Source organism: Rhodococcus sp. FH8 (assembly GCF_019266085.1).
GTDB lineage: Bacteria > Actinomycetota > Actinomycetes > Mycobacteriales > Mycobacteriaceae > Rhodococcus_F > Rhodococcus_F qingshengii.
On the sequence record NZ_LPNQ01000080.1, the window covers coordinates 499,875 to 521,946 of the forward strand.

The 22,072-nt window shown below is 62.4% G+C and carries 20 protein-coding genes; 12 read left to right on the forward strand and 8 right to left on the reverse strand.

Annotated features, from left to right (window positions below; translation table 11 throughout):
• Nucleotides 1-21: 21 nt before the first annotated feature.
• Nucleotides 22-954: a tyrosine-protein phosphatase gene (locus tag ATN38_RS28975; protein WP_065456104.1), complete on the reverse strand. Its 933-nt coding sequence runs from the start codon at nt 952-954 to the stop codon at nt 22-24.
• Between the two features lie 250 nt (nt 955-1,204).
• Here ATN38_RS28975 and ATN38_RS28980 point away from each other — a divergent pair, with 250 nt between their 5' ends.
• From ATN38_RS28980 to ATN38_RS28990, 3 genes are all read left to right on the forward strand, one after another.
• Nucleotides 1,205-2,239 (forward strand): ABC transporter substrate-binding protein, encoded by a 1,035-nt coding sequence (locus ATN38_RS28980; protein WP_081305444.1) that lies wholly within the window; start codon nt 1,205-1,207, stop codon nt 2,237-2,239.
• A 155-nt stretch (nt 2,240-2,394) separates the two neighbouring features.
• Nucleotides 2,395-3,288, forward strand: a complete 894-nt coding sequence (locus ATN38_RS28985) for a phosphoribosylaminoimidazolesuccinocarboxamide synthase (protein WP_003945463.1) — start codon at nt 2,395-2,397, stop codon at nt 3,286-3,288.
• Nucleotides 3,285-5,399 (forward strand): S9 family peptidase, encoded by a 2,115-nt coding sequence (locus tag ATN38_RS28990; protein ID WP_065351976.1) that lies wholly within the window; start codon nt 3,285-3,287, stop codon nt 5,397-5,399. Before ATN38_RS28985 ends, ATN38_RS28990 begins: the two co-directional genes overlap by 4 nt.
• Nucleotides 5,400-5,443: 44 nt before the next feature.
• On the opposite strand, the gene ATN38_RS28995 is transcribed toward ATN38_RS28990, so the two are convergent.
• A complete protein-coding gene (locus ATN38_RS28995; protein WP_003945570.1) occupies nt 5,444-6,133 on the reverse strand; it encodes a response regulator in 690 nt (229 codons plus the stop codon).
• Nucleotides 6,130-7,716: a sensor histidine kinase gene (locus tag ATN38_RS29000; RefSeq protein WP_218749173.1), complete on the reverse strand. Its 1,587-nt coding sequence runs from the start codon at nt 7,714-7,716 to the stop codon at nt 6,130-6,132. Before ATN38_RS29000 ends, ATN38_RS28995 begins: the two co-directional genes overlap by 4 nt.
• Before the next feature lie 119 nt (nt 7,717-7,835).
• On the opposite strand from ATN38_RS29000, the gene ATN38_RS29005 reads away from it, so the two are divergent.
• Nucleotides 7,836-9,248, forward strand: a complete 1,413-nt coding sequence (locus tag ATN38_RS29005) for a C4-dicarboxylate transporter DctA (RefSeq protein ID WP_003945501.1) — start codon at nt 7,836-7,838, stop codon at nt 9,246-9,248.
• A 131-nt stretch (nt 9,249-9,379) separates the two neighbouring features.
• On the opposite strand, the gene ATN38_RS29010 is transcribed toward ATN38_RS29005, so the two are convergent.
• From ATN38_RS29010 to ATN38_RS29020, 3 genes are all read right to left on the reverse strand, one after another.
• Nucleotides 9,380-10,603, reverse strand: coding sequence for an acyl-CoA dehydrogenase family protein (locus tag ATN38_RS29010; protein ID WP_054188015.1), 1,224 nt, complete (start codon nt 10,601-10,603; stop codon nt 9,380-9,382).
• Nucleotides 10,600-11,877, reverse strand: coding sequence for an acyl-CoA dehydrogenase family protein (locus ATN38_RS29015; protein WP_218749175.1), 1,278 nt, complete (start codon nt 11,875-11,877; stop codon nt 10,600-10,602). The genes ATN38_RS29010 and ATN38_RS29015 overlap by 4 nt, the downstream gene beginning before the upstream one ends.
• Before the next feature lie 125 nt (nt 11,878-12,002).
• The gene (locus ATN38_RS29020) at nt 12,003-12,827 is read right to left on the reverse strand and encodes a sucrase ferredoxin (protein ID WP_256932199.1); all 825 of its coding nucleotides are present in this window, start codon (nt 12,825-12,827) and stop codon (nt 12,003-12,005) included.
• 278 nt (nt 12,828-13,105) lie between these two features.
• Between ATN38_RS29020 and ATN38_RS29025 the strand changes: the two genes are divergently transcribed.
• From ATN38_RS29025 to ATN38_RS29040, 4 genes are all read left to right on the forward strand, one after another.
• Nucleotides 13,106-14,044 (forward strand): ABC transporter substrate-binding protein, encoded by a 939-nt coding sequence (locus tag ATN38_RS29025; RefSeq protein WP_218749177.1) that lies wholly within the window; start codon nt 13,106-13,108, stop codon nt 14,042-14,044.
• Between the two features lie 47 nt (nt 14,045-14,091).
• The gene (locus tag ATN38_RS29030) at nt 14,092-14,589 is read left to right on the forward strand and encodes a glutathione peroxidase (RefSeq protein WP_003945816.1); all 498 of its coding nucleotides are present in this window, start codon (nt 14,092-14,094) and stop codon (nt 14,587-14,589) included.
• A 94-nt stretch (nt 14,590-14,683) separates the two neighbouring features.
• A complete protein-coding gene (locus ATN38_RS29035) occupies nt 14,684-15,388 on the forward strand; it encodes a DUF2334 domain-containing protein (RefSeq protein WP_007734443.1) in 705 nt (234 codons plus the stop codon).
• A 227-nt stretch (nt 15,389-15,615) separates the two neighbouring features.
• Nucleotides 15,616-16,986: an Ig-like domain-containing protein gene (locus tag ATN38_RS29040; RefSeq protein ID WP_218749179.1), complete on the forward strand. Its 1,371-nt coding sequence runs from the start codon at nt 15,616-15,618 to the stop codon at nt 16,984-16,986.
• An 8-nt stretch (nt 16,987-16,994) separates the two neighbouring features.
• On the opposite strand, the gene ATN38_RS29045 is transcribed toward ATN38_RS29040, so the two are convergent.
• Nucleotides 16,995-17,642 (reverse strand): MBL fold metallo-hydrolase, encoded by a 648-nt coding sequence (locus tag ATN38_RS29045; RefSeq protein WP_218749184.1) that lies wholly within the window; start codon nt 17,640-17,642, stop codon nt 16,995-16,997.
• A 165-nt stretch (nt 17,643-17,807) separates the two neighbouring features.
• Between ATN38_RS29045 and purS the strand changes: the two genes are divergently transcribed.
• Complete coding sequence (gene purS / locus ATN38_RS29050) at nt 17,808-18,047, forward strand: phosphoribosylformylglycinamidine synthase subunit PurS (protein WP_003945817.1); 240 nt, start codon at nt 17,808-17,810, stop codon at nt 18,045-18,047.
• Nucleotides 18,044-18,721 (forward strand): phosphoribosylformylglycinamidine synthase subunit PurQ, encoded by a 678-nt coding sequence (purQ, locus tag ATN38_RS29055; RefSeq protein ID WP_003945887.1) that lies wholly within the window; start codon nt 18,044-18,046, stop codon nt 18,719-18,721. Before purS ends, purQ begins: the two co-directional genes overlap by 4 nt.
• Nucleotides 18,722-18,800: 79 nt before the next feature.
• Here the strand turns inward: purQ and ATN38_RS29060 are convergent, their stop codons facing one another.
• Nucleotides 18,801-20,021, reverse strand: a complete 1,221-nt coding sequence (locus ATN38_RS29060) for a pyridoxal phosphate-dependent aminotransferase (RefSeq protein WP_003945423.1) — start codon at nt 20,019-20,021, stop codon at nt 18,801-18,803.
• Between the two features lie 138 nt (nt 20,022-20,159).
• Here ATN38_RS29060 and ATN38_RS29065 point away from each other — a divergent pair, with 138 nt between their 5' ends.
• Both ATN38_RS29065 and ATN38_RS29070 read left to right on the forward strand, forming a co-directional pair.
• Nucleotides 20,160-21,566, forward strand: coding sequence for a PLP-dependent aminotransferase family protein (locus ATN38_RS29065; RefSeq protein WP_003945572.1), 1,407 nt, complete (start codon nt 20,160-20,162; stop codon nt 21,564-21,566).
• A gap of 57 nt (nt 21,567-21,623) precedes the next feature.
• The gene (locus tag ATN38_RS29070; protein WP_037132303.1) at nt 21,624-22,070 is read left to right on the forward strand and encodes a MarR family winged helix-turn-helix transcriptional regulator; all 447 of its coding nucleotides are present in this window, start codon (nt 21,624-21,626) and stop codon (nt 22,068-22,070) included.
• Nucleotides 22,071-22,072: the final 2 nt, after the last annotated feature.

The following is a 22,072-nucleotide window of genomic DNA, read 5'->3' on the forward strand; positions in this document are numbered from 1 at the left end:
AACCCGGGGCATCCGTGCCACTCAGCCCAGCAGTTTGGCTTTGAGCGTCATGACAGTCGCCGGGCTCAGACCCAAGCCCTCGGTCAGGTATCGATCGACCGACCCGTAGGTCTGGTCCAACTGGGCGAGACCGGCATCGAGATAGCTTGCCTCGACACCCAACAGGGGCTCCATGTTGACGGCCATCTGTTCGCCCAGGCTCGCCGCGATGCCCGCGCGCGTGGCCTTCATGCCTTCGGCTGTGTACTCGTTGGTCAGCAAGTAGTCGTTCATGATCACCGCGCGGTCGACACCGGCGATACTCAGCAGCAGAAACGACGTCCAGCCGGTGCGGTCTTTGCCTGCGGTGCAGTGGAAGACCTGTGCACCTTCGGTTTCCGCGAGACCCGTGAGCAACTGCGCGAACCCGGCTCGCTCCGTCGCTCCGGTGACGAAGGCGCGGTTCATGTCCTGCATCATCGATCGTGAGTCCTCGGGGGACTTGATCTTCGCGACCATCTCGGCGATGTTCCCGGACAGGATCGGAATGTTCTCGTACGCAACCCCGTCGGGCAAGACATCGGGCTTACTGGCGATCTCGGGTTCCGTGCGCAGATCGTAAACCTTTGTCAGTCTCAGCTTTTCGAGATTGCTCATGTCATCGCCCTTGGGCGTGATCGCGTTCGCGCGGTAGAAGACTCCCTTGTTCACGGGCCGGCCGAAAGTTCCCGAGTATCCGGCACCGGTGCCTGCGACGTCGCGGAAATTGTCGATCCCGGTCAGCCGCGGCGCATCTGGGGTCTGCTCGGAACTGCCGAAGTTGCTGGATCCGAAATCCAGCGAGCCGAACAGCGGAGCCGAGGGGCCAGGTTCTGCCTGCGCGATCGAGGCGCCGAAACCGGTGATGAGAAAGCTACTGGTCAACGCAATGGCCGCGGCAGACCGTAGTGAGCAGGTACGGGTGGATCGGGACATGTGTGAGCCCTTCGTCGAGCGGAGAGAGTGGCGAGTCGATGAGGTATCGCGAAGGCAAGGTAGCGAGTTCGCGTGTCCGATTCGAGAGGAATCTTGCTTTGCTCCCTCTCAGTGGGAGGCGTGCTGCTGTGAGCGTGGGCGGCTCGGGAGGCGCAGTTCATTCCTCGGGAGCTGTGTTTGTGTAAAGGTCCACTGCCCTGATATTGGTTAGCCTCACCAAATCAATTCCGGAGCAGTCCGGTGCGTTCAGATGGAGTTCAACATGCGGGTTCAAGGTCTGTCGCGGTTTCGCCGCGCAGTGGTGATCGGCGCAGCAGCTGCGCTGGCGGTCGGCGTCGCCGGCTGCAGCAACTCCGAGGAGGCGTCGTCCGAATCGTCGACGTCAGCCGCGAGCTCGCAGACCCGTGTCTTCGAGGCACAGAACGGATCCATCGAGATCCCGAGCGACCCGCAACGGATCGTGGCCTGCGGATACGCAGTTCTGCCGCTGATTCAGGCGGGAGCGAACCTGGCAGCAGTATGTGAGTGGACCCGTGAACTCGGCAACATGGACGACAAGACCAAGGCCGCTTACGAAGCTCTGCCGAAGGTCGCACCCGACGGCAACGTCTCCCAGCTCAACTACGAGGGAATCGTCGCTGCCGAGCCCGATCTGATCATCATGGGCGTTCCCGCTCGAGTCGAAAGCCAGCTGGACATGGCGCAGCTCGAGGCGGCCGCTCCCGTCGTCTTCCTGGGACCGACGGTTCCTGCTGATTGGCGAGTGCTGGGCGAGCAGTTCGCCGATGCCGCGAATGTCTCCGACAACTACGGCGAGTTCAAGGACGACTACGACGCCAAAACCGCCGAACTGGCCGCGAAGTACAAGGACAAGCTCGGCTCGCTGACCTTCGGCGGCGTGTGCAACGTCTGCAAGCCGGAAGCCGGCACCTTCTCACGCGAGTACGCGTCCTCGTACACGACCAATCTCTTCGACGGACTCGGACTGCAGTTCCCCGGCACCCCCGCAGACCCTGCCGACATCCACGTCGAACAGGTATCCATCGAGAAGATCGGTGAAAATCTCGGAAATGTCGACGTGATCGTCTACGGCCTCAATGCCGACGGCTCGATGTCGCCCCAGTTGCAGGAGCTGGTCAATTCCGAGCTGTGGAAGGAATTGCCCGCAGTGAAGGCCGGCAACGTCGTCCAGGTTCAGCATTCGTTGGCCGCGACCTATCAGACGGCCCTTCTGACGCTGGATTCGATCGACGAGGGCCTGTCGAAGCTGCCCGCAAACCAGTAGTTCATCGACTGTGACGGTGGCCTCTCGCCTGATGGCGAGGGGCCACCTGCATATCCGGATGAGCAGGGCGGACAGCTCTCCGATCGGCGAGGACGCTTACCTGTCCCGGCTACCGGGGTTCTGTACGAACTGCGAACGCCCGATAGGGTGACCGGGTGCGTCCTACACTTGATTCCTACACTCATCTGGCCGGTGGCAAGGTCCGTGACCTTTACACGATCGACGACGAGCATCTGCTGCTTGTCGCGAGTGATCGGATCTCGGCCTACGACCACGTGCTCAGCACGCCGATCCCGGACAAGGGTCGCGTGCTCACCGCGATGAGCGTGTTCTTCTTCAACGTCCTCGGTGGCACCAACCACCTGGCCGGCGAGCCCGACGACGATCGTATCCCGGAAGAGGTACTCGGCCGCGCTCTCGTCGTGCGCTCCCTCGACATGGTTCCCGTCGAATGCGTCGTTCGTGGCTTCCTCACCGGCTCCGGCTTGGTCGACTACAACAACACCGGCGCAGTGTGCGGCGTCGCGTTGCCCGAGGGCCTCGTCGAGGCGTCGCGTCTGCCCGACCCGATCTTCACCCCGGCGTCCAAGGCGGCTCTCGGGGATCACGACGAGAACATCAGCTTCGATCAGGTAGTGGAGAAGGTCGGCCAGAAGCTGGCAGTGCAGCTTCGCGAGGACACTCTCGACGTCTATGCCCGCGCCTCCAACTTCGCAGCCGATCGCGGAATCATCCTTGCCGACACCAAGCTCGAATTCGGTCTCGACTCCGCTGGAAACCTCGTGCTCGCCGACGAGGTGCTCACCCCCGACTCGTCGCGCTACTGGCCTCTCGAAGGCTACGAAGCGGGCAAGGTGCAGCCCAGTTTCGACAAGCAGTTCGTGCGCGACTGGCTCACGAGCCCTGAATCCGGCTGGGACCGTAGCTCGGACACGACACCGCCGCCGTTGCCGCAGGAGATCGTCGACGCGACCCGTGCACGCTACATCGAGGCGTACGAGCGCATTTCCGGTCTGTCCTTCGACGATTGGGTCGGTCCCAGCGCATGAGCCTGATCCCGCCGGTCGCAAAGAAGGTCCCCACCGAACGTACCCATCACGGACACACGTTCGTCGATGACTACGAGTGGCTGCGGGACAAGGACAACGCCGAGGTAGTCGCATACCTCGAAGCCGAAAACGCGTACACCGACGAGCAGACGGCCGCGCTCGAGCCGTTGCGCGAGAAGATCTTCCAGGAGATCAAGTCGCGGACGCAGGAAACCGACATGTCGGTGCCCACTCGCATGGGTAAGTGGTGGTACTACTCGCGCAGCGTGGAAGGCAAGTCGTACACCGTCCAGTGCCGGTGCCCCATCGCCGGTGAAGACGACTGGACTCCGCCCGACCTGACGCCCGGCGTCGAGCTGGCCGACGAGCAGATCCTCATGGACGGCAACGTCGAAGCCGAAGGGCACGAGTTCTTTTCGCTCGGCGCGTTCTCCATCAGCGAGGACGGCACGTTGCTCGCGTACTCGGTGGACATCGTCGGCGACGAGCGGTACACCTTGCGGTTCAAGAACCTCGAGACCGGTGAGATGCTCGCCGACGAGATTCCCGATACCGCGCCTGGCGCCACCTGGGCGATCGACCACAGTCACGTCTTCTACATGACGGTCGACGACTCCTGGCGTCCGGACACGGTGTGGCGTCACAAGCTGGGAACGCCGCAGAGTCAAGATGTTTCGGTGTTCCACGAGCCCGACGAACGGTACTGGGTTTCGGTGGGGTCCACCCGCAGCGAGAAGTACCTGATGATCTGGGTCGGTTCCAAGGTGACCAGCGAAGGCTGGATGCTGGAATCGGCGAACCCGGAAGGCGACTTCCGCGTCATCATCCCGCGTCGCGAGGGCGTCGAGTACGGGGCCGAGCACGCCGTGATCGGGGGAGAGGACCGCTTCCTGATCCTCCACAACGACGTCGTCGACGGCATCAAGGCAGAGAACTTCGTGTTGGTGGAAGCTCCCGTGTCGGATCCGACGAACATGACGACGCTGATCGAGCACAGCGCAGACGTTCGTCTGGAAGAAGCCGAAGCCTTTGCCGGACACCTCGTCCTGAGCTACCGCCGCGAGGCGCTCACTCGGGTTGCCGTGTGGCCGTTGACGGATGACGGCTACGGCGAACGTCACGAAATCGACTTCGACGAAGAACTCTTCAGCATCGGCATGGGGTCCAACCCGGAATGGGCGCAGCCCACCATCCGGCTCGGATTCACCTCATTCATCACTCCCGGGCAGGTGTACGACTACTACGTCGCCAGTGGTGAACTGGCACTGCGTAAGTCGCAGCCCGTTCTCGGTGACTTCGATGCGAGTAACTACGAGCAGCGTCGCGACTGGGCAGTGGCCGACGACGGAACCCGCATTCCGCTCTCGATCGTGAGGCGCGTAGGTGCGCCGGAAGGTCCCGCGCCGCTGCTGTTGTACGGCTACGGTTCCTACGAGGCGAGCATCGACCCGTCGTTCTCGGTTGCCCGCTTGTCGTTGCTCGATCGCGGTGTCGTCTTCGTCGTCGCACACGTGCGCGGCGGCGGCGAGATGGGTCGTCACTGGTACGAAAACGGCAAGACGCTCACCAAGAAGAACACCTTCACCGATTTTGTCTCTTGCGCAAAGCATTTGATCGACACCGGTGTAACGTCGGCCGACCGGATGGTTGCCGACGGCGGTAGTGCGGGTGGACTGCTGATGGGCGCTGTCGCCAACCTCGCTCCGGAACTGTTTGCCGGCATTCTCGCCAACGTTCCGTTTGTCGACCCGTTGACGTCGATTCTCGATCCGTCACTGCCGTTGACGGTCATCGAGTGGGACGAATGGGGAGATCCGCTGCACAACAAGGACGTCTACGACTACATGCGCTCGTACAGCCCGTACGAGAACGTGGAAGCCAAGGACTATCCCGCCATTCTTGCGATCACGAGCATCAACGACACCCGTGTTCTGTACGTGGAGCCGGCCAAGTGGGTCGCAAAACTGCGCGCCACCAAGACCGGTGATGCTCCGCTACTTCTCAAGACCGAGATGAGCGCCGGACACGGCGGTGTCAGCGGTCGGTACGAGAAGTGGAAAGAGGTCGCGTTCGAGTTCGCCTGGGTTCTCGACACGGTTGGCGCAAACTAGCTTCTGTGTCAATCAGGTTCGGTGACTGTCAGGTTCTGTGTCAATCAGGTTCTGCGGTAACGAACTTGAGGGCGCCCAGCGCGCCCGTACTCGGTCTCCCGGGTGAGCATGCCGTCGTCTGCCAGTTTTTCGAGGTAGCGCCAGGCTGTCACCCGGGACACGCCGACCGATGCTGCCACCTCGGCGGCGGTCACAGGACCTTCCGAATCCCGGACTGACGCTGCGACGAGTCCGAGTGTTTGAGACGCAAAGCCTTTCGGTGCCGCTGCTCGATCGTCGGACGTTCGTAGCGCGGACATCGCGCGGTCGATGTCGTGTTGACTGACCGCAGACTCTCCAGCGGGAAGCGCTGCACGATATTCGAGGTAGCGCTCGAGCTTGTCGCGGAATGCTGCGAAAGTGAACGGCTTGAGAAGATAGAGGACGATCCCGCGAGCCACGGCGCTTCGGACCACCTCCAGATCGCGCGCCGAGGTAACCGCGATGATGTCCGGACTGGGCCGCAAACCGCCCAGGGCGGAAGCCACGTCGAGACCGCTGGCGTCGGGCAACCCGATGTCGAGCAGGACCAGGTCGATGGGCTGGTCGGTGGCGTTGGCCGCCGTAACTGCACGCACGGCGGCGTTCCCGGAATGAACCACGCCGTGGACCACGAATTCCGGCACTCGCTCGACGTACGAACGGTGCGCCTGGGCGATCAACGGTTCGTCGTCGACTATCAGTACACGGATCATCGCGGTGCTTCCGCCTCGCGCAGCGGGATTCGGACAACCAGCATGGAGCCCATCGCCGGTTCGCTGGTGAGCGTGCCGCCGTGCCGTTTCACCACTTGAGAGACGAGTGCGAGCCCGAGTCCGCGAGAGCCGGATTTTGTGGAGTAGCCACGGCCCTTGGCCTTTTCGAGTGCTTCGGGTGTCATTCCCGGGCCGCTGTCGGCGACGGCAACAACCATCATCGAATCCTCTTCCATTACCGTCACTTCCACCCACGGAGACTCGCTCGCGCGCGATGCGTCAATAGCATTGTCCACGAGATTGCCGACCAGCGTGACCAACTCGCGTGCATTGAGCGAAGGAACCGGACCGAGCGCGGTGTCTTCGGTGATGGTCAGGTCGACCCCGCGTTCGGTCGCTTCACTCATTTTCCCGAGCAGCAGTGCGGCGAGCGCCGGCTCGTGGACCGCATTCATCAGACGATCTATCAACTGTTGGGACACTCGCAATTCATTGGTGGCGAAGGCCACTGCGTCGTCGTTCCGGCCCAACTCGACCATCGTGATGATCGTGTGCAGACGATTTGCACTCTCGTGGGCTTGCGATCGAAGCGACTCGGCAAAACTGCGTACCGAATCCAATTCCCCGAGTACGTTCTGCAATTCGGTGTGATCGCGAATTGTCAGCACGGTGCCAATTCTGTTGCCCTCCCACTCAACCGGGTGTTGGTTGACCACCAGCACACGCTTGTCGGTGAGGTGCACTTGATCCTTCGCGGGAGAGGCGTCGTCGACTCGCATGGTCTCGGGGATGGACGAAAGTGGCACGGGCCCGTCCGGTAGATCGAGGAGGCGACGCGCTTCGTCGTTGACGATATCCACTCGCGCATCTCTGCTTCGGCCTCGCCCGATCACCACCAGACCCTCACCGATGCTGTGCAGGACGGCGTCGTGGTGTTCGTACATGGTGCGCAGTTCATCCGGCGCCATCCCCAAGGTCTGTCGCCTGATACGCCGACTCACCAGAAGTGAACTCAGGAGGGCGGCAAGAAGACCCCCGCCGGCAACGAACAGGATGACCGGAACACTTTGGGCGAACTGCTTGCTGATCTGCTCGCGGGTGACACCGGCAGAAACCAGACCGACCAGGGTTCCGCCGGAATCGTAGACAGGAGTGACTGCGCGGATCGACGGCCCCAGCGACCCGGCGTACGTCTCCGTGAAGGTCGCGCCGGCAAGTGCGCGGTCGATGTTCCCGGTGAAGAGTTGACCGATCAGCTCCGGGCTCGTGTGGGTGAACCGAGTGCGATCAGGCGCCATCACCACGATGAAATCGACGCCGGTGGCCTGTCGGATCTTCTCGGTCTGTGGTTGCAGAATCGCGGTCGGGTCCGGACTCGTCAGGGCTGCCGCCGTCGAATCCGACAGGGCGAGAGTCTGCGCTATCGAGCTCACCTGCCTGCGGATCGCGTCGTCGCTGTCTCGGCGTTCGTCGACAACTGCGAGCGCGGCTCCCGCACCGATGACCAGCGCCAACAACGCCAATTGCAGGAGCAGGATCTGCCTGGCGACGCTCATACGTCGGCCGGTCTTTCGTTCGACCATCGAGCGCCTCCTGAACGTAATGAACACAAACTTCCGGGCCCACCTGTTTGCAACAAGAATTCTCCACGACTCGAAGTGATCCCGATCACTTCACAGATATCCGATCCAAAGGACACCCCATGAGCAGCACGGCAACAGGGACAGTAGACGGTTCCCCACAGCCCGAGGGCACCAAGGCAAAGCGCGACAAGACGCATTGGCTCTACATGAGCGTCATCGTCGCGGTCATCGGCGGCATCCTCGTCGGTTGGCTCGCACCCGAGTTCGGTAAGTCCGTCGGTGTACTCGGCACGTTGTTCGTCAGCCTGATCAAGATGATGATCAGCCCGGTCATCTTCTGCACCATCGTGCTCGGCATCGGCTCGGTTCGAGCGGCGGCCAAGGTCGGCAAGGTCGGCGGCCTCGCACTCGCCTACTTCATCGGGATGTCCACCATCGCACTCGCGATCGGCCTGGGCGTCGGCAACCTGCTCAACCCGGGCAGTGGCCTGAACATCACGCCCAATGCGGCCTCCGTGGCCAAGCTTGCAGATCAGGCCCACAGCGCGGGCGGTACCTGGGACTTCATCGCGTCCATCATTCCGACGTCGATGCTGTCCTCCCTCACAGCCGGCAGCGTGCTGCAGACTCTGTTCGTCGCCCTTCTGGTCGGCTTCGCGATCCAGTCGCTCGGCAAGTCGGGTGAACCGATCCTCAAGGCTGTCGGATACATCCAGAAGCTCGTGTTCAAGATCCTGACGATGATTCTCTGGCTCGCCCCGATCGGTGCTTTCGGCGCCATCGCCAGCGTCGTCGGCCAGACCGGTTTGAACGCCGTCGTCCAGCTCGGAACCCTGATGATCGGCTTCTACCTGACCTGCCTGATCTTCGTTTTCGGTGTTCTCGGAACGCTGCTGCGCGCGGTCACCGGATTCAACATCTTCAAGCTGGTCAAGTACTTGGCCCGTGAGTACCTGCTCATCTTCGCCACGTCGTCCTCCGAATCGGCACTGCCGCGTCTGATCGCCAAGATGGAGCACGTAGGCGTCGAGCGCACCACGGTGGGCATCGTCGTTCCCACCGGCTACTCGTTCAACCTCGACGGCACCGCGATCTACCTGACGATGGCCTCGATCTTCATCGCCGACGCCATGGGACAGCCGCTCGCCTTCGGTGAACAGCTCTCGCTGCTGGTGTTCATGATCATCGCCTCCAAGGGCGCTGCGGGAGTCAGCGGCGCCGGTCTGGCCACGCTGGCCGGCGGACTGCAGAGCCATCGCCCCGAACTTCTCGACGGCGTCGGACTCATCGTCGGAATCGACCGCTTCATGTCGGAAGCGCGAGCGATCACCAACTTCTCGGGCAATGCGGTCGCGACTCTCCTGGTCGGCGCGTGGACCAAGACGATCGACAAGGAACGCGTCATCGAGGTGCTCGACGGGAAGATTCCGTTCAACGAAGCCACGATGCTCGACGACGAGGACGAAGAAGAGCAGCACAAACTCGAAACGGCTCCGACCGGCACCAAGCAGTCATTTGTGAGCCATCACTAGATACTTCCGCGCTGCTGAACGTTTGACCGCACAGCAGGCGCGGAACCCGATCTACGATCAGTGATCCTGGTCGTAACGATGAAAGAGACCGCCGCACCAACCGTGCGACGGTCTCTTTCTGTTCGTGGGTGCTATGTGTACCAGGTGGGTTCGGGAATCTCGCCGGTCAGAAAACGACTACCGACTTCACGGCGCTTGTACGCGAGCGGATCGTGAAGGGTATGCGTCCGGATGTTGCGCCAGTAGATATCCAGGCCGACATCGTTGGACGTGGCTCTGGCACCGGTCAGTTCGAAGATCTTGTTGCTGATCTCCAAGGAGACGTCGGCGGCGCGAAGTTTTGCGGCCGCGATGCGTACGGCGAGGTCGCCGCGAGCCTGCTCGGTGAGGTTTTCGCGAGCGTCGTGGAGCACTGCGTCGGCCTCACGGCTGACCTGATCCACGAAGGCCTCCGCCGCCCACAGCTTCGATTGCAAGTCGCCGTAGCCCTCACGGAGGTACCACTCGTCGGTTGCGATTTCGCGGTTGTCACCGCCGTACGGCCATGGACGCGTACGGGTTCGGGTGTACTCGGCCGCAGTGTCCAGTGCGCCACGGGCGATCCCGAGGTAGAAGTTCGCGAACACGATCTCGATCGCGGGGAAGTTCAGGGTGTTGTAGACCAGAGGTTGGAATTCCTTGTCGACAAAGCCTGCCGCACTTGCCCAGTCGACCTCGACGTCGTTGATCTCGACACTGCCGGAATCGGTGAGGCGCTGTCCGAGATTGTCCCAATCACCGCGGAAGACTATGCCGTCCTGAGCAGTCGGCACGATAGCGAACACATGCGTCGCAGTTCCGTCGATGATTCCTTCGAGCACCGTGAGGTCGGTGACTCGGCCGCCGGTGGAAAACGACTTGACACCGTTGAACACCAGGGTGTCTCCGCGGTCCGCGACGGTGAGGTCGGTGTCTCGAGGGTTGACTGCGCCGCCGAAGAAGAATCGGTTGCTCGTGTACAGCTCCTCGACAGCGGAGATCTGCGGATCGGTTCCGACCAATCTGGCTGCCCATGCCCACAGGTAGTGGTATCCGAGCAGTTGTCCGATGGAGCCGTCGGCGCGGGCGATCTCCCGAACCACCTTGTAGGCGGTCTCCCATCGCTGCCCGCCGCCGCCGAACTCGACCGGGCCCAGGAGCGTCACAAGACCACTGTCCTTGAGCAGCTGAACTTCTCGGAACGGTGGTTCGCCGGCTCGGTCGCGGGCGAGTGCGTCGGCGGCAAGGATGTTGCTCACCTCGCGAGCCCGGTCGATCCAGCCCTCGGATGTGTCGGGAACGCCGACGAAGACTTCGGTTTCACTGGTCACGGTCATGCCTGTTCATCCTTTTCGGTCGGTGCGGTCCCGATGGCCCACACGTAAATCGGTTCGGTTCCGTTGATTTCGTAGTCGCCGACAACTTTGGATTTGAAGACGACCGGATTATGACTGGCCACGGTGCGGGCGTTGCGCCAGAACCGATCGAGATCGAGGTCGCGGCTCACTCCGGAAGCACCGAGTGCGTCGAAGATCTTGGCCGTGGCCGGAACGACGAGTCCGATCGAGGCGACCTGCCCTCGCCCCGAATCGATTTCGGCTGCGATGTTGGCGGCCTTCTCTTCCTCCGGCGAGCCGGAGAATGCAGCTTCGTATGCCCATTGGGACGACTGTGCTGCGTGCAGTGCCACGGCCTCGGCTGCAAAGGCAGCAGAGGACACCTCGCCGACAACTTGCTGGATCTGCGAATCCTGCGCGTATCTCGGATCGTTGCCGTGACTGAAGGTTCGAGTGCGAGCGGCGACTCGACGAGAGATCTCGGTTGTCGCAGCCTTGGCGATGCCGGCGAGAGTGGCGAGATGGAACAGTTGGTAGAACGCGGTCTGGTATTTGAATCGCGTCGAGAAGTCGAAGATGTTCTCCGGCTGTACAATTGCGTCCTCGTAGGCGGACGAACCGGAGCCAGTCGTCTGCTGACCGAATCCGTTCCAATCGTCACTGTGTGTGACACCGGGTTGTCTCGCCTCGACCGCCGCGATCACGAATGCGCCGGTGTCGGTGCGCTGCGAGTACAGGTCGATCCAGTCGGCGAAGATGGAACCCGTGCTGTAGAACTTTGCCCCGTTCGCCAGGAAATGGTCGGCATCGGGTGCGGGCGAGACCTTGGTGTTGGCTTCGCCCAATGCAACGTCGCCGATTTCGGTCCATGCGTTGCCGACCAACTGTCCCTCCGCGAAGCGTCGGAGCCAGATGTCACGCTCCGGGCCGGGGTCGGCGACCAGTCGGTCTTCGACAAACGCGAAATGTCCGCGCAGGGCCTGGGTGATATTGGAATCGGCGCTCGACAGCTCGACTAGTAAGCGGATCAATTGCGGGATGCTCGCACCCGATCCACCGTGTGTTGTCGGCACCCGAACGGCGCCGAAGCCTGCATTCTTGAGTGCGTCGATCTGTTGGAAGGGAAGCACGTGATCGCGTTCGCGTTCGACGACGCCTTGTGCGATGTCCGCGAAGATCGGACGGAATTTCTCTGCCAGTGTTTCGTAGTCGACCTCACTTTTGATCGGATCAGCAGACCGGGGTACGGCATTCGGCGTCAGTGCGGTGGTCATGGGAAGAATGCAAGCTGTAAACACCAGGGGCGTCGATCCTTCATCGCGACCTGATTCGAAGTGTTGTCAGTCCGCGCAAATCTCGGTTCGATGGCCTGCCGGGCACTCTTGTCGAAATCGAGTGGTCAGTGAGGTTGCTCGTGAACGTGCTCGACGGTCCATCCGCTCCATTCGACGGTCCCTCCGGCACCACAATCATGTCGGAACGGCAGCCCTGGAGGACCGGAGCGAACGACGACGCGAAAGTCTCTCCCCTCCAACCGAAGATCGACAGTTGTGTGTTCTCCGTCGACACTCTCGCTGATGCTCTCGAGTGCGTCCGTGGCGACGATGTCGGTGGCGCGTCGGACAGCATGTTCGGCTGCCTGAGCGGCCTGTGACAGTGCCGCCCGGCCGCGCAGGTGCAGCAGCTCCAATTCTCCGGCTAGGTATTTCTCGGCAGCACCGATTGCGGAGTTGCCGTCCAGTCGGCTGAAATAGACTGCGGCAGGCCACGCAATCATGTTGGCCGCGAAACGATCTCCGCCGATGTGGCTGCACTCCCACACATCTGCGATCTGTGCCGCGTTCAGCGCAGACACGACCGGGCGGCCGAGTTCCGCGCAGCACGCATCTTTCTTTCCATGTGTGCAGACTGCGAAGAGCGGTTCCGTGCGGGAGCGGCCGAAGTCGGGTTCCGCTCCGGTGAACATCGATTCGAACGGCAGTACCGACAGGTCCTCGTATCGGTCGACCGCCCCTTCCCGCATCCATTGGCGTGTGCCGTCCGTCCAGGCGAGTACGCACGTCGGGGTGAGGACTCGGCGGTTGCGGGTCCGCCGGATCACCACGACACGGATACGGCCCTGCGCTGCGTAGATTTTTTCGGTGAGCGCGACGGGGAGAATGTCGTCAGGGGCGGACGCCGGCCAGGGGCCGGGGTGCTCGATCAATACCCACAGATGTGTCATTCCGGCGCGACCGACCATCGGTTCGCCGGCGGTCGACGACTGCCGTGTACAGGCGTGAGGGCGTCGACTGGTTTGCGGATTGGCGACAAATTCCGAAAGGCACTGCATAGATCCTTTCCCCAGGACACCGTCGCTGTGGCAGGGGAGGGAAGACATGATGAGGCTCCAGTCTCGTAGGTTAGGCTCACCAGACTATTGGATGGTGAATCCTTTGCTCAGCCGTGGTGAATGCGCGTGGCTGTGACGGTCGGAAGCAGTCGGTAACAGGAGTGTTGGGAATGAAACGCAGTAACTCGCGGGCGAAGTACGTGCTGGGTGGTTTCGTCCTCGCCGCCATCGTGGCAACGACAACGGCGTGTGGCAGTGACGACAAGACGGATACCGGCAGTCAGTCTGCCGACACCGTGCACGCGGTCACCCACGCCCGCGGAACCACCGACGTACCGACGGATCCACAGCGAGTTGTCGTGCTCGAGCCGGTTCAGCTCGACACGTCGGTAGCGCTGGGCGTGGTTCCCGTGGGCACCGCGGTACTCAGCGAGACGACCGGCGTTCCGGCGTACCTCGGTGAGAAGGCGGCGGAGATCGAGATGGTCGGAACCGTCGCGGCACCGAACCTCGAGAAGATCGTCGCACTGAGCCCGGACCTGATCATCGGAACGGAATCGCGGCACGGTGATATGTACGAGCAGCTCGCTGCCATCGCGCCGACCGTCTACATGGCAACTCAGACCGATCCGTGGCAGGACAACGTCCAGTTCGTCGCAGAGGCGTTGAACAAGACCGATCAGGCAGGTGAACTGCTCGGTGACTACACGGCACGCTGCGAGGAAGTGGCGAGCAAGCACAGCACCGAGGGCAAGACCGCTCAGCTGATCCGCCCACGCGACGACGTTCTGACGCTGTACGGACCCACGTCGTTTGCCGGAAGCACTCTCGAATGTGCTGGACTCACGATTCCCGCACGCGACTGGGAGAACTCGATCTCCGTCGACCTCTCCCCGGAATTCGTCTCCGGAGCCAACGCCGACCTCATCCTGGTCACCTCCGCGAAACCGGCCGATGCCGGCACGATGCCGAAGGCCGTGGCAGACAACGCCGGATTCTTCCCGAACCCGCATCTGGTGGACATGTCCTACTGGATCACCGGCGTCGGACCGCTCGGCGGCCTCACCGTTCTGGACGACCTCGATCGCATTCTCGGAGCGTCGAATTAGCAGTGCGCGAAGGAGCAGTGCGGGAGAGAGTCGCTAAGTTGGAGCCTATGACAACTCCAGTACAGAACATCGCGATCAACACCCTCGGTGGCGTGCCCACCTCTTTGGGTGAATACGACGGCCGCGCCGTCCTCGTGGTCAACGTCGCGTCCAAGTGTGGACTGACCCCGCAGTACTCGGCGCTCGAGAAGCTGGCCAGCGAGTACGCCGATCGCGGTCTGACCGTGATCGGTATCCCGTGCAACCAGTTCATGGGGCAGGAACCGGGTACCGCCGAAGAGATCGAGACGTTCTGCTCCACTACCTACGGCGTCACGTTCCCGCTTCTCGAGAAGATCGAGGTGAACGGCGAAAACCAGCATCCGCTGTACGCCGAGCTCACCAAGGCGGCCGACGCCGAAGGCGCTGCGGGAGACATTCAGTGGAACTTCGAGAAGTTCCTGATCGGACCGGACGGCACCGTCGTCAACCGCTTCCGTCCGCGGACCGAGCCTGACGCACCCGAGGTTGTCGCCGCGATCGAAGCTGCGCTTCCCAAGAACTAGAGGTTTCCAAGAACCAGTAGGTGCGCTGAAAACTGCCGCCGGATGATCATCCGGCGGCAGTGTGCTGTTCACCCACAGCTGCCACTATCGGAGTATGTCCGCAGAACTGATCGTGTCGGTATCCGGAATCAGAGACGAGACATGTTATCTCGCTGCCGGATTCGCAGACGAGATGGACACTCGAGGTGTCCGCTTGTCGCTCCTGGTGGCGCCGCGACTGAAGGACAAATACCGACTGGCCGACGACGCGGTGACGACGGCTTGGCTGCGTGAGCGTCGCGAGCACGGCGATGCCATCGTTCTGCACGGCTACGACCAGGCCGCGACCAAGCGTCGCCGAGCCGAGTTCGCCACTCTGTCGAAGCACGAAGCGAAACTGCGACTACTCGCTGCGGACCGCGTTCTCGAGCATGCAGGCCTTCGGACGCGGGTGTTCGCACCGCCGCGCTGGGTGGCATCGCCCGGTGCCATGTCGGTGTTGCCGGAGACGGGCTTTCGCACGATGGCAGGCCTCGGGGCAGTACATGATCTGACCCGCGGAACCTTGCAACGGGGAAGGGTTTTCGGGATCGGCGAAGGCTTCAAGGCCGAGCCGTGGTGGTGTCGCGCATTGGTTCTCGGAGCCGGGCGTGCCGCCAAACGTGGGGGACTGGTCAGATTGTCGATCACGGCCAAGCAGTTGGGAAACGAGGGCCCACGTCAGGCCGTCCTCGACGCCGTCGACCTTGCCCTCTTCCACGAAGCCGACTCGCAGGTGTATCGGTGGAACTCCCCGTCTCAGGAGCTCGGCGCTGCCTGAATTCGGCAGTTGGCAACTATTTGATAGCTACGAGACTATGTCGTCTGTCCGGGTTGTCCGAGCGGGCAGACTCTTCGCGTTTCTCCACTTCCTTGCTGGTAGTAGTGTAGAGTGGGTCAAAATCGCATAAAACGGACGTTCAGTTAGAGCGCTGGGTCAGCCAACTCTCCCACTGCTAGAGTGCGTGCAGTTAATCTGCCGCTAGTAGATGGGATCGGAATCTCGCCATGCGCACGAGAGTGTTCTCCAAGTCGGCCGAGGGTCTTGTCGCCGTGGCTGTGGGCGCAGTCGTCTGTGCTGCGTTCGTTCCGGCGCTCGCGTCTGCCGCTCCGACCGGCGCGGTTCACACGCTGCCGACGGGCAGTGTCGACGGCGGGTCGAGCGGGTCGAGCGATGGCGTCCGCACCGCAACCGTCGACGATCAAGGTGAGCAACTCACACTGCGCCTTCACAAGATGAACCTGCGGGGATCCGAGTTCTCGATGGCTGTGCAAGACAGCGACGGAGAGCTGACCGACGCGGTGATCCCGGCGCCCCGTTCGTACATCGGCAGCGTGGAAGGGCGTCCGGACGCAATAGTCTCGGCCATCGTCGACTCCGCCGGAACACTGCGCGGGCAGGTGATTTTCGATCGTGGTGCTTCGATAGAGTTCGTCGGATCCGACGTGGTCGGTCGCAGCACGGCGCCGATCGACGCAAAGCCCAAATGGCCCACCGCGGCCATTGCGCCGGCCTCGGCTGCAAGCGTCGGCAAGACTGTGAAGCAGTTCGTGGTGGGACTGGACCTCAGTGGCGAGTGGTACTCCGCGCACGGCGCAGGCAGTCCCGCCGTCGCTCTGGATCGGGCCGAGGAATCAATGGCCCGCACCGCTGCCATCTGGATCAGAGACGTCGGGATTCGGCCGGTCCTCGGTCGAGTTGTCCTACGGGCAGATTCCGCCAGCGATCCGTACTCGAGCAGTTGTGAAAATCTCGAGCAGTTGGAAGATCTGTGGTCCGATCAGGTCGGGTCGAGTGTTGATCAGGCGACCGTCGTGTGCGCATCCGGTGGCGGAAATGCCTACTACTCGAAGTTCGAACTCGACCACAGCTACGCGCATGTCGGTGCCGAGTCCGACGGCAACTTCAGCCGCGTTCTCCGCCACGAGTTGGGCCACAACTTCTATGCCGACGACTACCACGGCGGCGGCGCCGAGGGATCGACCATCATGAACGGCAACGACCTCTCGCGCTTCGACGGCACCGAATTCGCTGCCATCGTCGATGCGGCGGAGGTTGCCTCGGCTCGACTCGACGACGTCGGTCGGTACACGGCAAGCCCAATCCCGCCGTACGCCGCACTCGACACCGCGCGGGTCCGCTCAGGCGGCACAGTCACCGTCGACGCCGTCGCGAATGATCATGACAGCAACGGAGATTCGATCAAAGTGACCGGCGTCGGGGCGACGTCACTTCTCGGTGGCACCGTGAAGCTCGAAAACGGCGAAGTGGTGTTCGAAGCCGGAACGAAGGCAGGCACCGACAGGATTCTCTACACACTCACCGACGCAGCCGGTGGCACGAGCACCGGCTGGATCATCGTCGATGTGAGTGCGTGAGAACCGAATCAGGCGACTTCGACGCTCGACTCCTCGCCGAGAACTCGGAACTCGGTGCCGTCGGCAGCCATTTCCGAGTAGCGACCGTAGAAGATGCCTGCGGCCTCGTCGCGGATGATCGCTTGATGAATGGGAACCGCAACGCGCGGCGCCACCGCGCGGAGGTAGTCGATGGCCTCCGAGATCTTGAGCCACGGTGCGGCGGCGGGGAGGGCGAGAACGTCGATCTTTTGTTCGGGGACGTAGAGGGAATCGCCGGGATGCATGAACCGTGCCGGGTTGGTGGCGTCACCGAGGAGGAACGCGGTGTTGTCGATCATCGGTAGGTCCGGATGGATGATTGCGTGCTCTCCGCCCGTTCCGGTCACCTCGACGTCGCCGATGCTGAACCGGTCGCCCGGCCGGACGCCGGTCCAGCGCCCACCGAGCTTTTCAGCCGTCTGCGGATCGCTGTAGAGCACGGCGTCGGGATTCGCTTCGGCCAGTTCGGGCAGCCGCGCAGGGTCGGCGTGATCGGGGTGTTGATGTGTCACGAGGATGGCGTCGAGGTCGGTGATGCCTTCGAATCCGTGCGAGAAGTTGCCGGGATCGAAGAGGATCTTCGAGCCGTTCAACTCCACGAGCACACAGGAATGGCCAAAATGTGTCAGTCGCATGATTTCGAGTATGCGCCGCCCCGAAGGGGCTCGCAGGCGGGTTTCACAGGTGGTGGCCGTCACGCCCCGATCACTCGATGCGAACCATCTCGGGTCCGCCCGGTAAACTGGCCATCACCCGAGCGTTTCACTCCGGGTTCGCGCACTAGTACCGAGGAGCAGCACGTGGCCCGTGTCGTCGTCGAAGTCATGCCCAAGGCCGAGATTCTCGACCCCCAGGGACAGGCAATTGTCGGGGCACTGTCTCGCCTGGGCTTTGCAGGAGTATCCGATGTCCGTCAGGGCAAGCGGTTCGAGTTGGAGATCGACGGCAGTGTCGAAGACGCCGAACTCGAGAAGATCGCCGAAGGCCTGCTGGCCAACACGGTGATCGAGGATTGGACCGTCAGGCGAGTCGAGGCATGAGCGCACGTATCGGAGTAATCACTTTCCCCGGCACGCTCGACGACATCGACGCGGCTCGGGCAGTGAACCTGGCCGGCGGTGAAGCTGTCGAACTCTGGCACGGCGATGCAGACCTCAAGGGTGTCGACGCGGTCATCGTGCCCGGCGGATTCTCGTACGGCGATTACCTTCGTTGCGGCGCGATCGCACGTTTTGCTCCCGCGATGGGCAAGGTTGTGGAAGCAGCCAAGGGCGGCATGCCGGTCCTGGGCATCTGCAACGGTTTCCAGATCCTCTGCGAAGCAGGATTGCTGCCCGGTGCCCTGACCCGTAACCAGGGTCTGCACTTCATCTGCCGCGACGAGTGGTTGACGGTCGAAGCCAACAACACGGCGTGGTCCTCGCGATACGAGGCCGGCGCGCAGATCCTCATCCCCCTGAAGTCGGGTGAAGGTCGCTTCCAGGCGTCCGAGAAGGTTCTCGACGAACTCGAGGGCGAAGGCCGCGTCGTCTTCCGTTACTCGGAGGAGAACCCCAACGGCTCGCAGCGTCGTATCGCCGGCATCTCCTCGGCCAACGGCCGGGTCGTCGGTTTGATGCCGCACCCCGAGCACGCCACCGAGGCTCTCACCGGTCCCAGTGACGACGGATTGGGCTTGTTCTACTCGGCCCTCGACGCGATCGTCACTGCCTGATCGCCTGCTGATTTTCACCACTGAACGCCGACCGGAAATCCGGTCGGCGTTCAGTCGTATGTGGGCCCGGTACCCAGAGCTACTGGCTGTAGGAACTGAGGAAGTTGCCGAGTCGCTCGAGTGCCGTCGAGAGATCGTCGGTGTTGGGGAGAGTCACCAACCGGAAGTGATCGGGTTCGATCCAATTGAACGCGCGACCGTGGCTGACAAGAATCTTCTCCGATTCCAGTAGATCGAGAACGAACCTCTCGTCGTCGACGATGCCGAACTTGTCGACGTCGAGCTTGGGGAACAGGTACAGCGCCCCGTCGGCCTGTTGGCAACTGATCCCGTCGATGCTGTTGAGCGTGGTGTGTGCGAGATCGCGCTGGGCCGTCAGCCGACCTTGTGGAAGCAACAGGTCCTCGATGGACTGTCGTCCGCCGAGTGCAGTCTGGATAGCGTGCTGCGCCGGCACGTTGGCACACATTCGCATGTTGGCCAGCAATTTGATGCCTTCGATGAAGCTCGACGCCCGCTCGAGTGGTCCGGTGATGGCCAGCCATCCGGCTCGGAATCCGCACACGCGGTAGGCCTTGGACAGTCCCGAATACGTCAGACACAGAACGTCTCGCCCGGTCATCGTCGCAAGGTTTGTCATGGATCGGCCGTCGTAGACGATCTTTTCGTAGATCTCGTCGGCGAAGAGCATCAGATCGTGTTTGCGCGCTAGATCCACGAAGCGTTGCAGCACCTCCGTCGAGTAGACGGCGCCCGTCGGATTGTTGGGATTGATGACGACAATCCCTCGGGTGCGCGGCGTGATCCGGGCTTCCAGATCGTCGAAGTCCGGTGCCCAGCCTTGGCTTTCATCGGTGAGGTAGTGGACGGGCGTGCCGCCGGCAAGTGAAACCGAAGCCGTCCACAAGGGATAGTCGGGAGCGGGAATCAGGATCTCGTCCTCTGGATTGCAGAGGGCCTGCATCGTCAGGGTGATCAGTTCGGACACACCGTTTCCGAGATAGATCTCGTCGACGGTGACGTCGGTGATGCCCCGCGTCTGGTAGTACTGGACCACCGCAGTGCGCGCCGAATACAGTCCGCGAGAATCGCAATATCCCTGCGCGGTAGGGAGATTGCGGATCATGGCCATCATGATTTCGTCCGGAGCTTCGAACCCGAAGGGGGCCGGATTGCCGACGTTGAGTCGCAGGATCGTGTGCCCCTGATCCTCGAGTTCTTCGGTCTTGTCGAGAATTCGCCCTCTGATGTCGTACCTGACATTCTCGAGCTTGCGGGCCTGATCGATGGGTGTGTTCACGCGGTTACGTACCTCTCCGGTTCGGGTGGGTGAGTTGTGTTTCAGATGAGAAGGGCGCCTCAGGGTTCGGTCTGGAAACGGACATTGATTCGCGATAGCGCTAGCGGCGAAAGAAGAGTAGCGCTACTATGATTCGACATGTCCAATGATAGCAGTTCGAGGATTGTCGCAGCCTTGCGTGAGTGGATCGCGACGGCTCCTCCAGGCGCGAAGCTTCCGTCCACTCGGTCGCTCGTCAGCCTGCACGGGGCGAGTCCGGTCACCGTGCAGAAGGCGCTGCGAACACTGGTATCTCAGGGGGTTGTGGAGGCTCGTCCCGGTGTGGGGACCTTCGTGCGCGCGGCGCGCGTCGTGCGACCCAACGACTACGGGTGGCAGACAGCGGCGCTCGGATCGCCGAACTATCGTCTGCAGTTGCCCATGGCGCTGCAGTCCACCTCCAACGACGTGATCGCGCTGCATTCCGGCTATCCGGCCCGAGAGCTGTTGCCGGAAGGTCTGGTTCGTGCAGCCTTCACCAGGGCGACGCGAACCGACGCCGTGTTCAATCGGCCCCTCGCTGCCGGGCTTCCGGAACTGCAGTCCTGGTTTGCCTCCGAATTGGGTTCCGCCACTCCTGCCGGGATCACGCCGCCGGGGCCGAACGACGTGGTTGTACTTCCGGGCAGTCAGGGCGGGCTTGCGACGTCCTTCCGCGCATTGGTGGGGGAGGGGCGTCCGTTGCTCATGGAATCGCCGACCTACTGGGGTGCGATCCTGGCCGCCGCGCAGGCAGGAGTCACGGTCATTCCGATCTCCAGCGGCGCCAACGGGCCTGATCCTGAAGAGCTTTCGCGTGCATTCGAACAGACCGGTGCCCGTGCGTTCTACGCACAACCGAGCTTCGCGAGTCCGACGGGAGCGCTGTGGTCGCCGTCGTTGGCTGACAAGGTTCTCGACACCGTCCGTCGGCACGGCGCATTCCTCATCGAGGACAGTTCGGCGCTCGACTTCGGAATCACCGCAGATCCCAGCCCCATCGCTGCACGAGACGACAGCGGTCACGTCGTCTACCTTCGTGCGCTGACCAAGAGCGTGTCCCCATCGGTGCGAGTTGCCGGATTGATCGCTCGGGGTCCGGCGTACGAGCGGATTCTGGCTGATACACAGGCAGATTCGATGTACGTCAGCGGGATGCTGCAAGCGGTAGCGCTCGACGTCGTGACCCAACCGGCCTGGCGAACGCACTTGCGCAGGCTTCGTCACCAACTCGAGGCCAGACGCGACCTCCTCGTCTCGAGTCTGCGCGAGCATGCGCCGGACGCTCACCTCGATGCCGTACCGCAAGGTGGACTCAACCTCTGGCTTCGGCTCCCGGACACCACGAACCTCGAACGTGTAGTGCAGGACTGCCGGTCGGCCGGCGTCATCGTCGGAGCCGGTGACGATTGGTTCCCGGCAGAACCGACTGGAAAGTTCTTGCGGCTCAACTACGCCGGACCGAACCCGGGTGAGTTCCCCGACGCCGCCCGCATTATCGGCAGAGCAATCACGCAACATATGTAGAACTTCACCTCGCTGGTGGTTGACCTTAACTTCCGTTGAGGTTTTATCGTCGTGTGCATGAACAAACAAGCGATGCAGCCACCGGCCAACCAGCCGATCGGATTCTGGACCGCGCGAGCCGGTGAAGCGATTCGCGCGCGCACGCGCGGAGCACTCGAAGCGATCGGCGTCACCCAGCCGGGGTGGTGGGTCCTGCACCAACTTTCGCTGCACCCTGAAGGGGTGGAGCGCGCTGTCCTCTTGCGGACGATCGGTCCGAACGAATCCACCGACGTGATCGATGACGCCGTCGACTCTGCCCTCGAACTGGGGTGGGCGCGCGAAGACGGGTCTGTCCTTCGCCCGACTGATGCGGGCTCCGAGCAGTTCGATCGCGCCGCGCGGGTACAGCAGATGCTGCAGGAAGAGCGGATGCAGGGAATCACCGAAGAGGAGTTTGTCACCACCATCACTGTGCTGCAGCGAACCATCAAGAACGTGGGCGGCGACGCCTGGCACTGGTAGCA

Bases quoted from the DNA above. Each gene is read 5' to 3' on its own strand.
- ATN38_RS28975 (WP_065456104.1), bottom strand. From the start codon at position 954: ATGTCCCGATCCACCCGTACCTGCTCACTACGGTCTGCCGCGGCCATT.
- ATN38_RS28980 (WP_081305444.1), top strand. From the start codon at position 1,205: ATGGAGTTCAACATGCGGGTTCAAGGTCTGTCGCGGTTTCGCCGCGCA.
- ATN38_RS28990 (WP_065351976.1), top strand. From the start codon at position 3,285: ATGAGCCTGATCCCGCCGGTCGCAAAGAAGGTCCCCACCGAACGTACC.
- ATN38_RS28995 (WP_003945570.1), bottom strand. From the start codon at position 6,133: ATGATCCGTGTACTGATAGTCGACGACGAACCGTTGATCGCCCAGGCG.
- ATN38_RS29000 (WP_218749173.1), bottom strand. From the start codon at position 7,716: ATGGTCGAACGAAAGACCGGCCGACGTATGAGCGTCGCCAGGCAGATC.
- ATN38_RS29005 (WP_003945501.1), top strand. From the start codon at position 7,836: ATGAGCAGCACGGCAACAGGGACAGTAGACGGTTCCCCACAGCCCGAG.
- ATN38_RS29010 (WP_054188015.1), bottom strand. From the start codon at position 10,603: ATGACCGTGACCAGTGAAACCGAAGTCTTCGTCGGCGTTCCCGACACA.
- ATN38_RS29015 (WP_218749175.1), bottom strand. From the start codon at position 11,877: ATGACCACCGCACTGACGCCGAATGCCGTACCCCGGTCTGCTGATCCG.
- ATN38_RS29020 (WP_256932199.1), bottom strand. From the start codon at position 12,827: ATGACACATCTGTGGGTATTGATCGAGCACCCCGGCCCCTGGCCGGCG.
- ATN38_RS29025 (WP_218749177.1), top strand. From the start codon at position 13,106: ATGAAACGCAGTAACTCGCGGGCGAAGTACGTGCTGGGTGGTTTCGTC.
- ATN38_RS29030 (WP_003945816.1), top strand. From the start codon at position 14,092: ATGACAACTCCAGTACAGAACATCGCGATCAACACCCTCGGTGGCGTG.
- ATN38_RS29035 (WP_007734443.1), top strand. From the start codon at position 14,684: ATGTCCGCAGAACTGATCGTGTCGGTATCCGGAATCAGAGACGAGACA.
- ATN38_RS29040 (WP_218749179.1), top strand. From the start codon at position 15,616: ATGCGCACGAGAGTGTTCTCCAAGTCGGCCGAGGGTCTTGTCGCCGTG.
- ATN38_RS29045 (WP_218749184.1), bottom strand. From the start codon at position 17,642: ATGCGACTGACACATTTTGGCCATTCCTGTGTGCTCGTGGAGTTGAAC.
- purQ (WP_003945887.1), top strand. From the start codon at position 18,044: ATGAGCGCACGTATCGGAGTAATCACTTTCCCCGGCACGCTCGACGAC.
- ATN38_RS29065 (WP_003945572.1), top strand. From the start codon at position 20,160: ATGTCCAATGATAGCAGTTCGAGGATTGTCGCAGCCTTGCGTGAGTGG.
- ATN38_RS29070 (WP_037132303.1), top strand. From the start codon at position 21,624: ATGAACAAACAAGCGATGCAGCCACCGGCCAACCAGCCGATCGGATTC.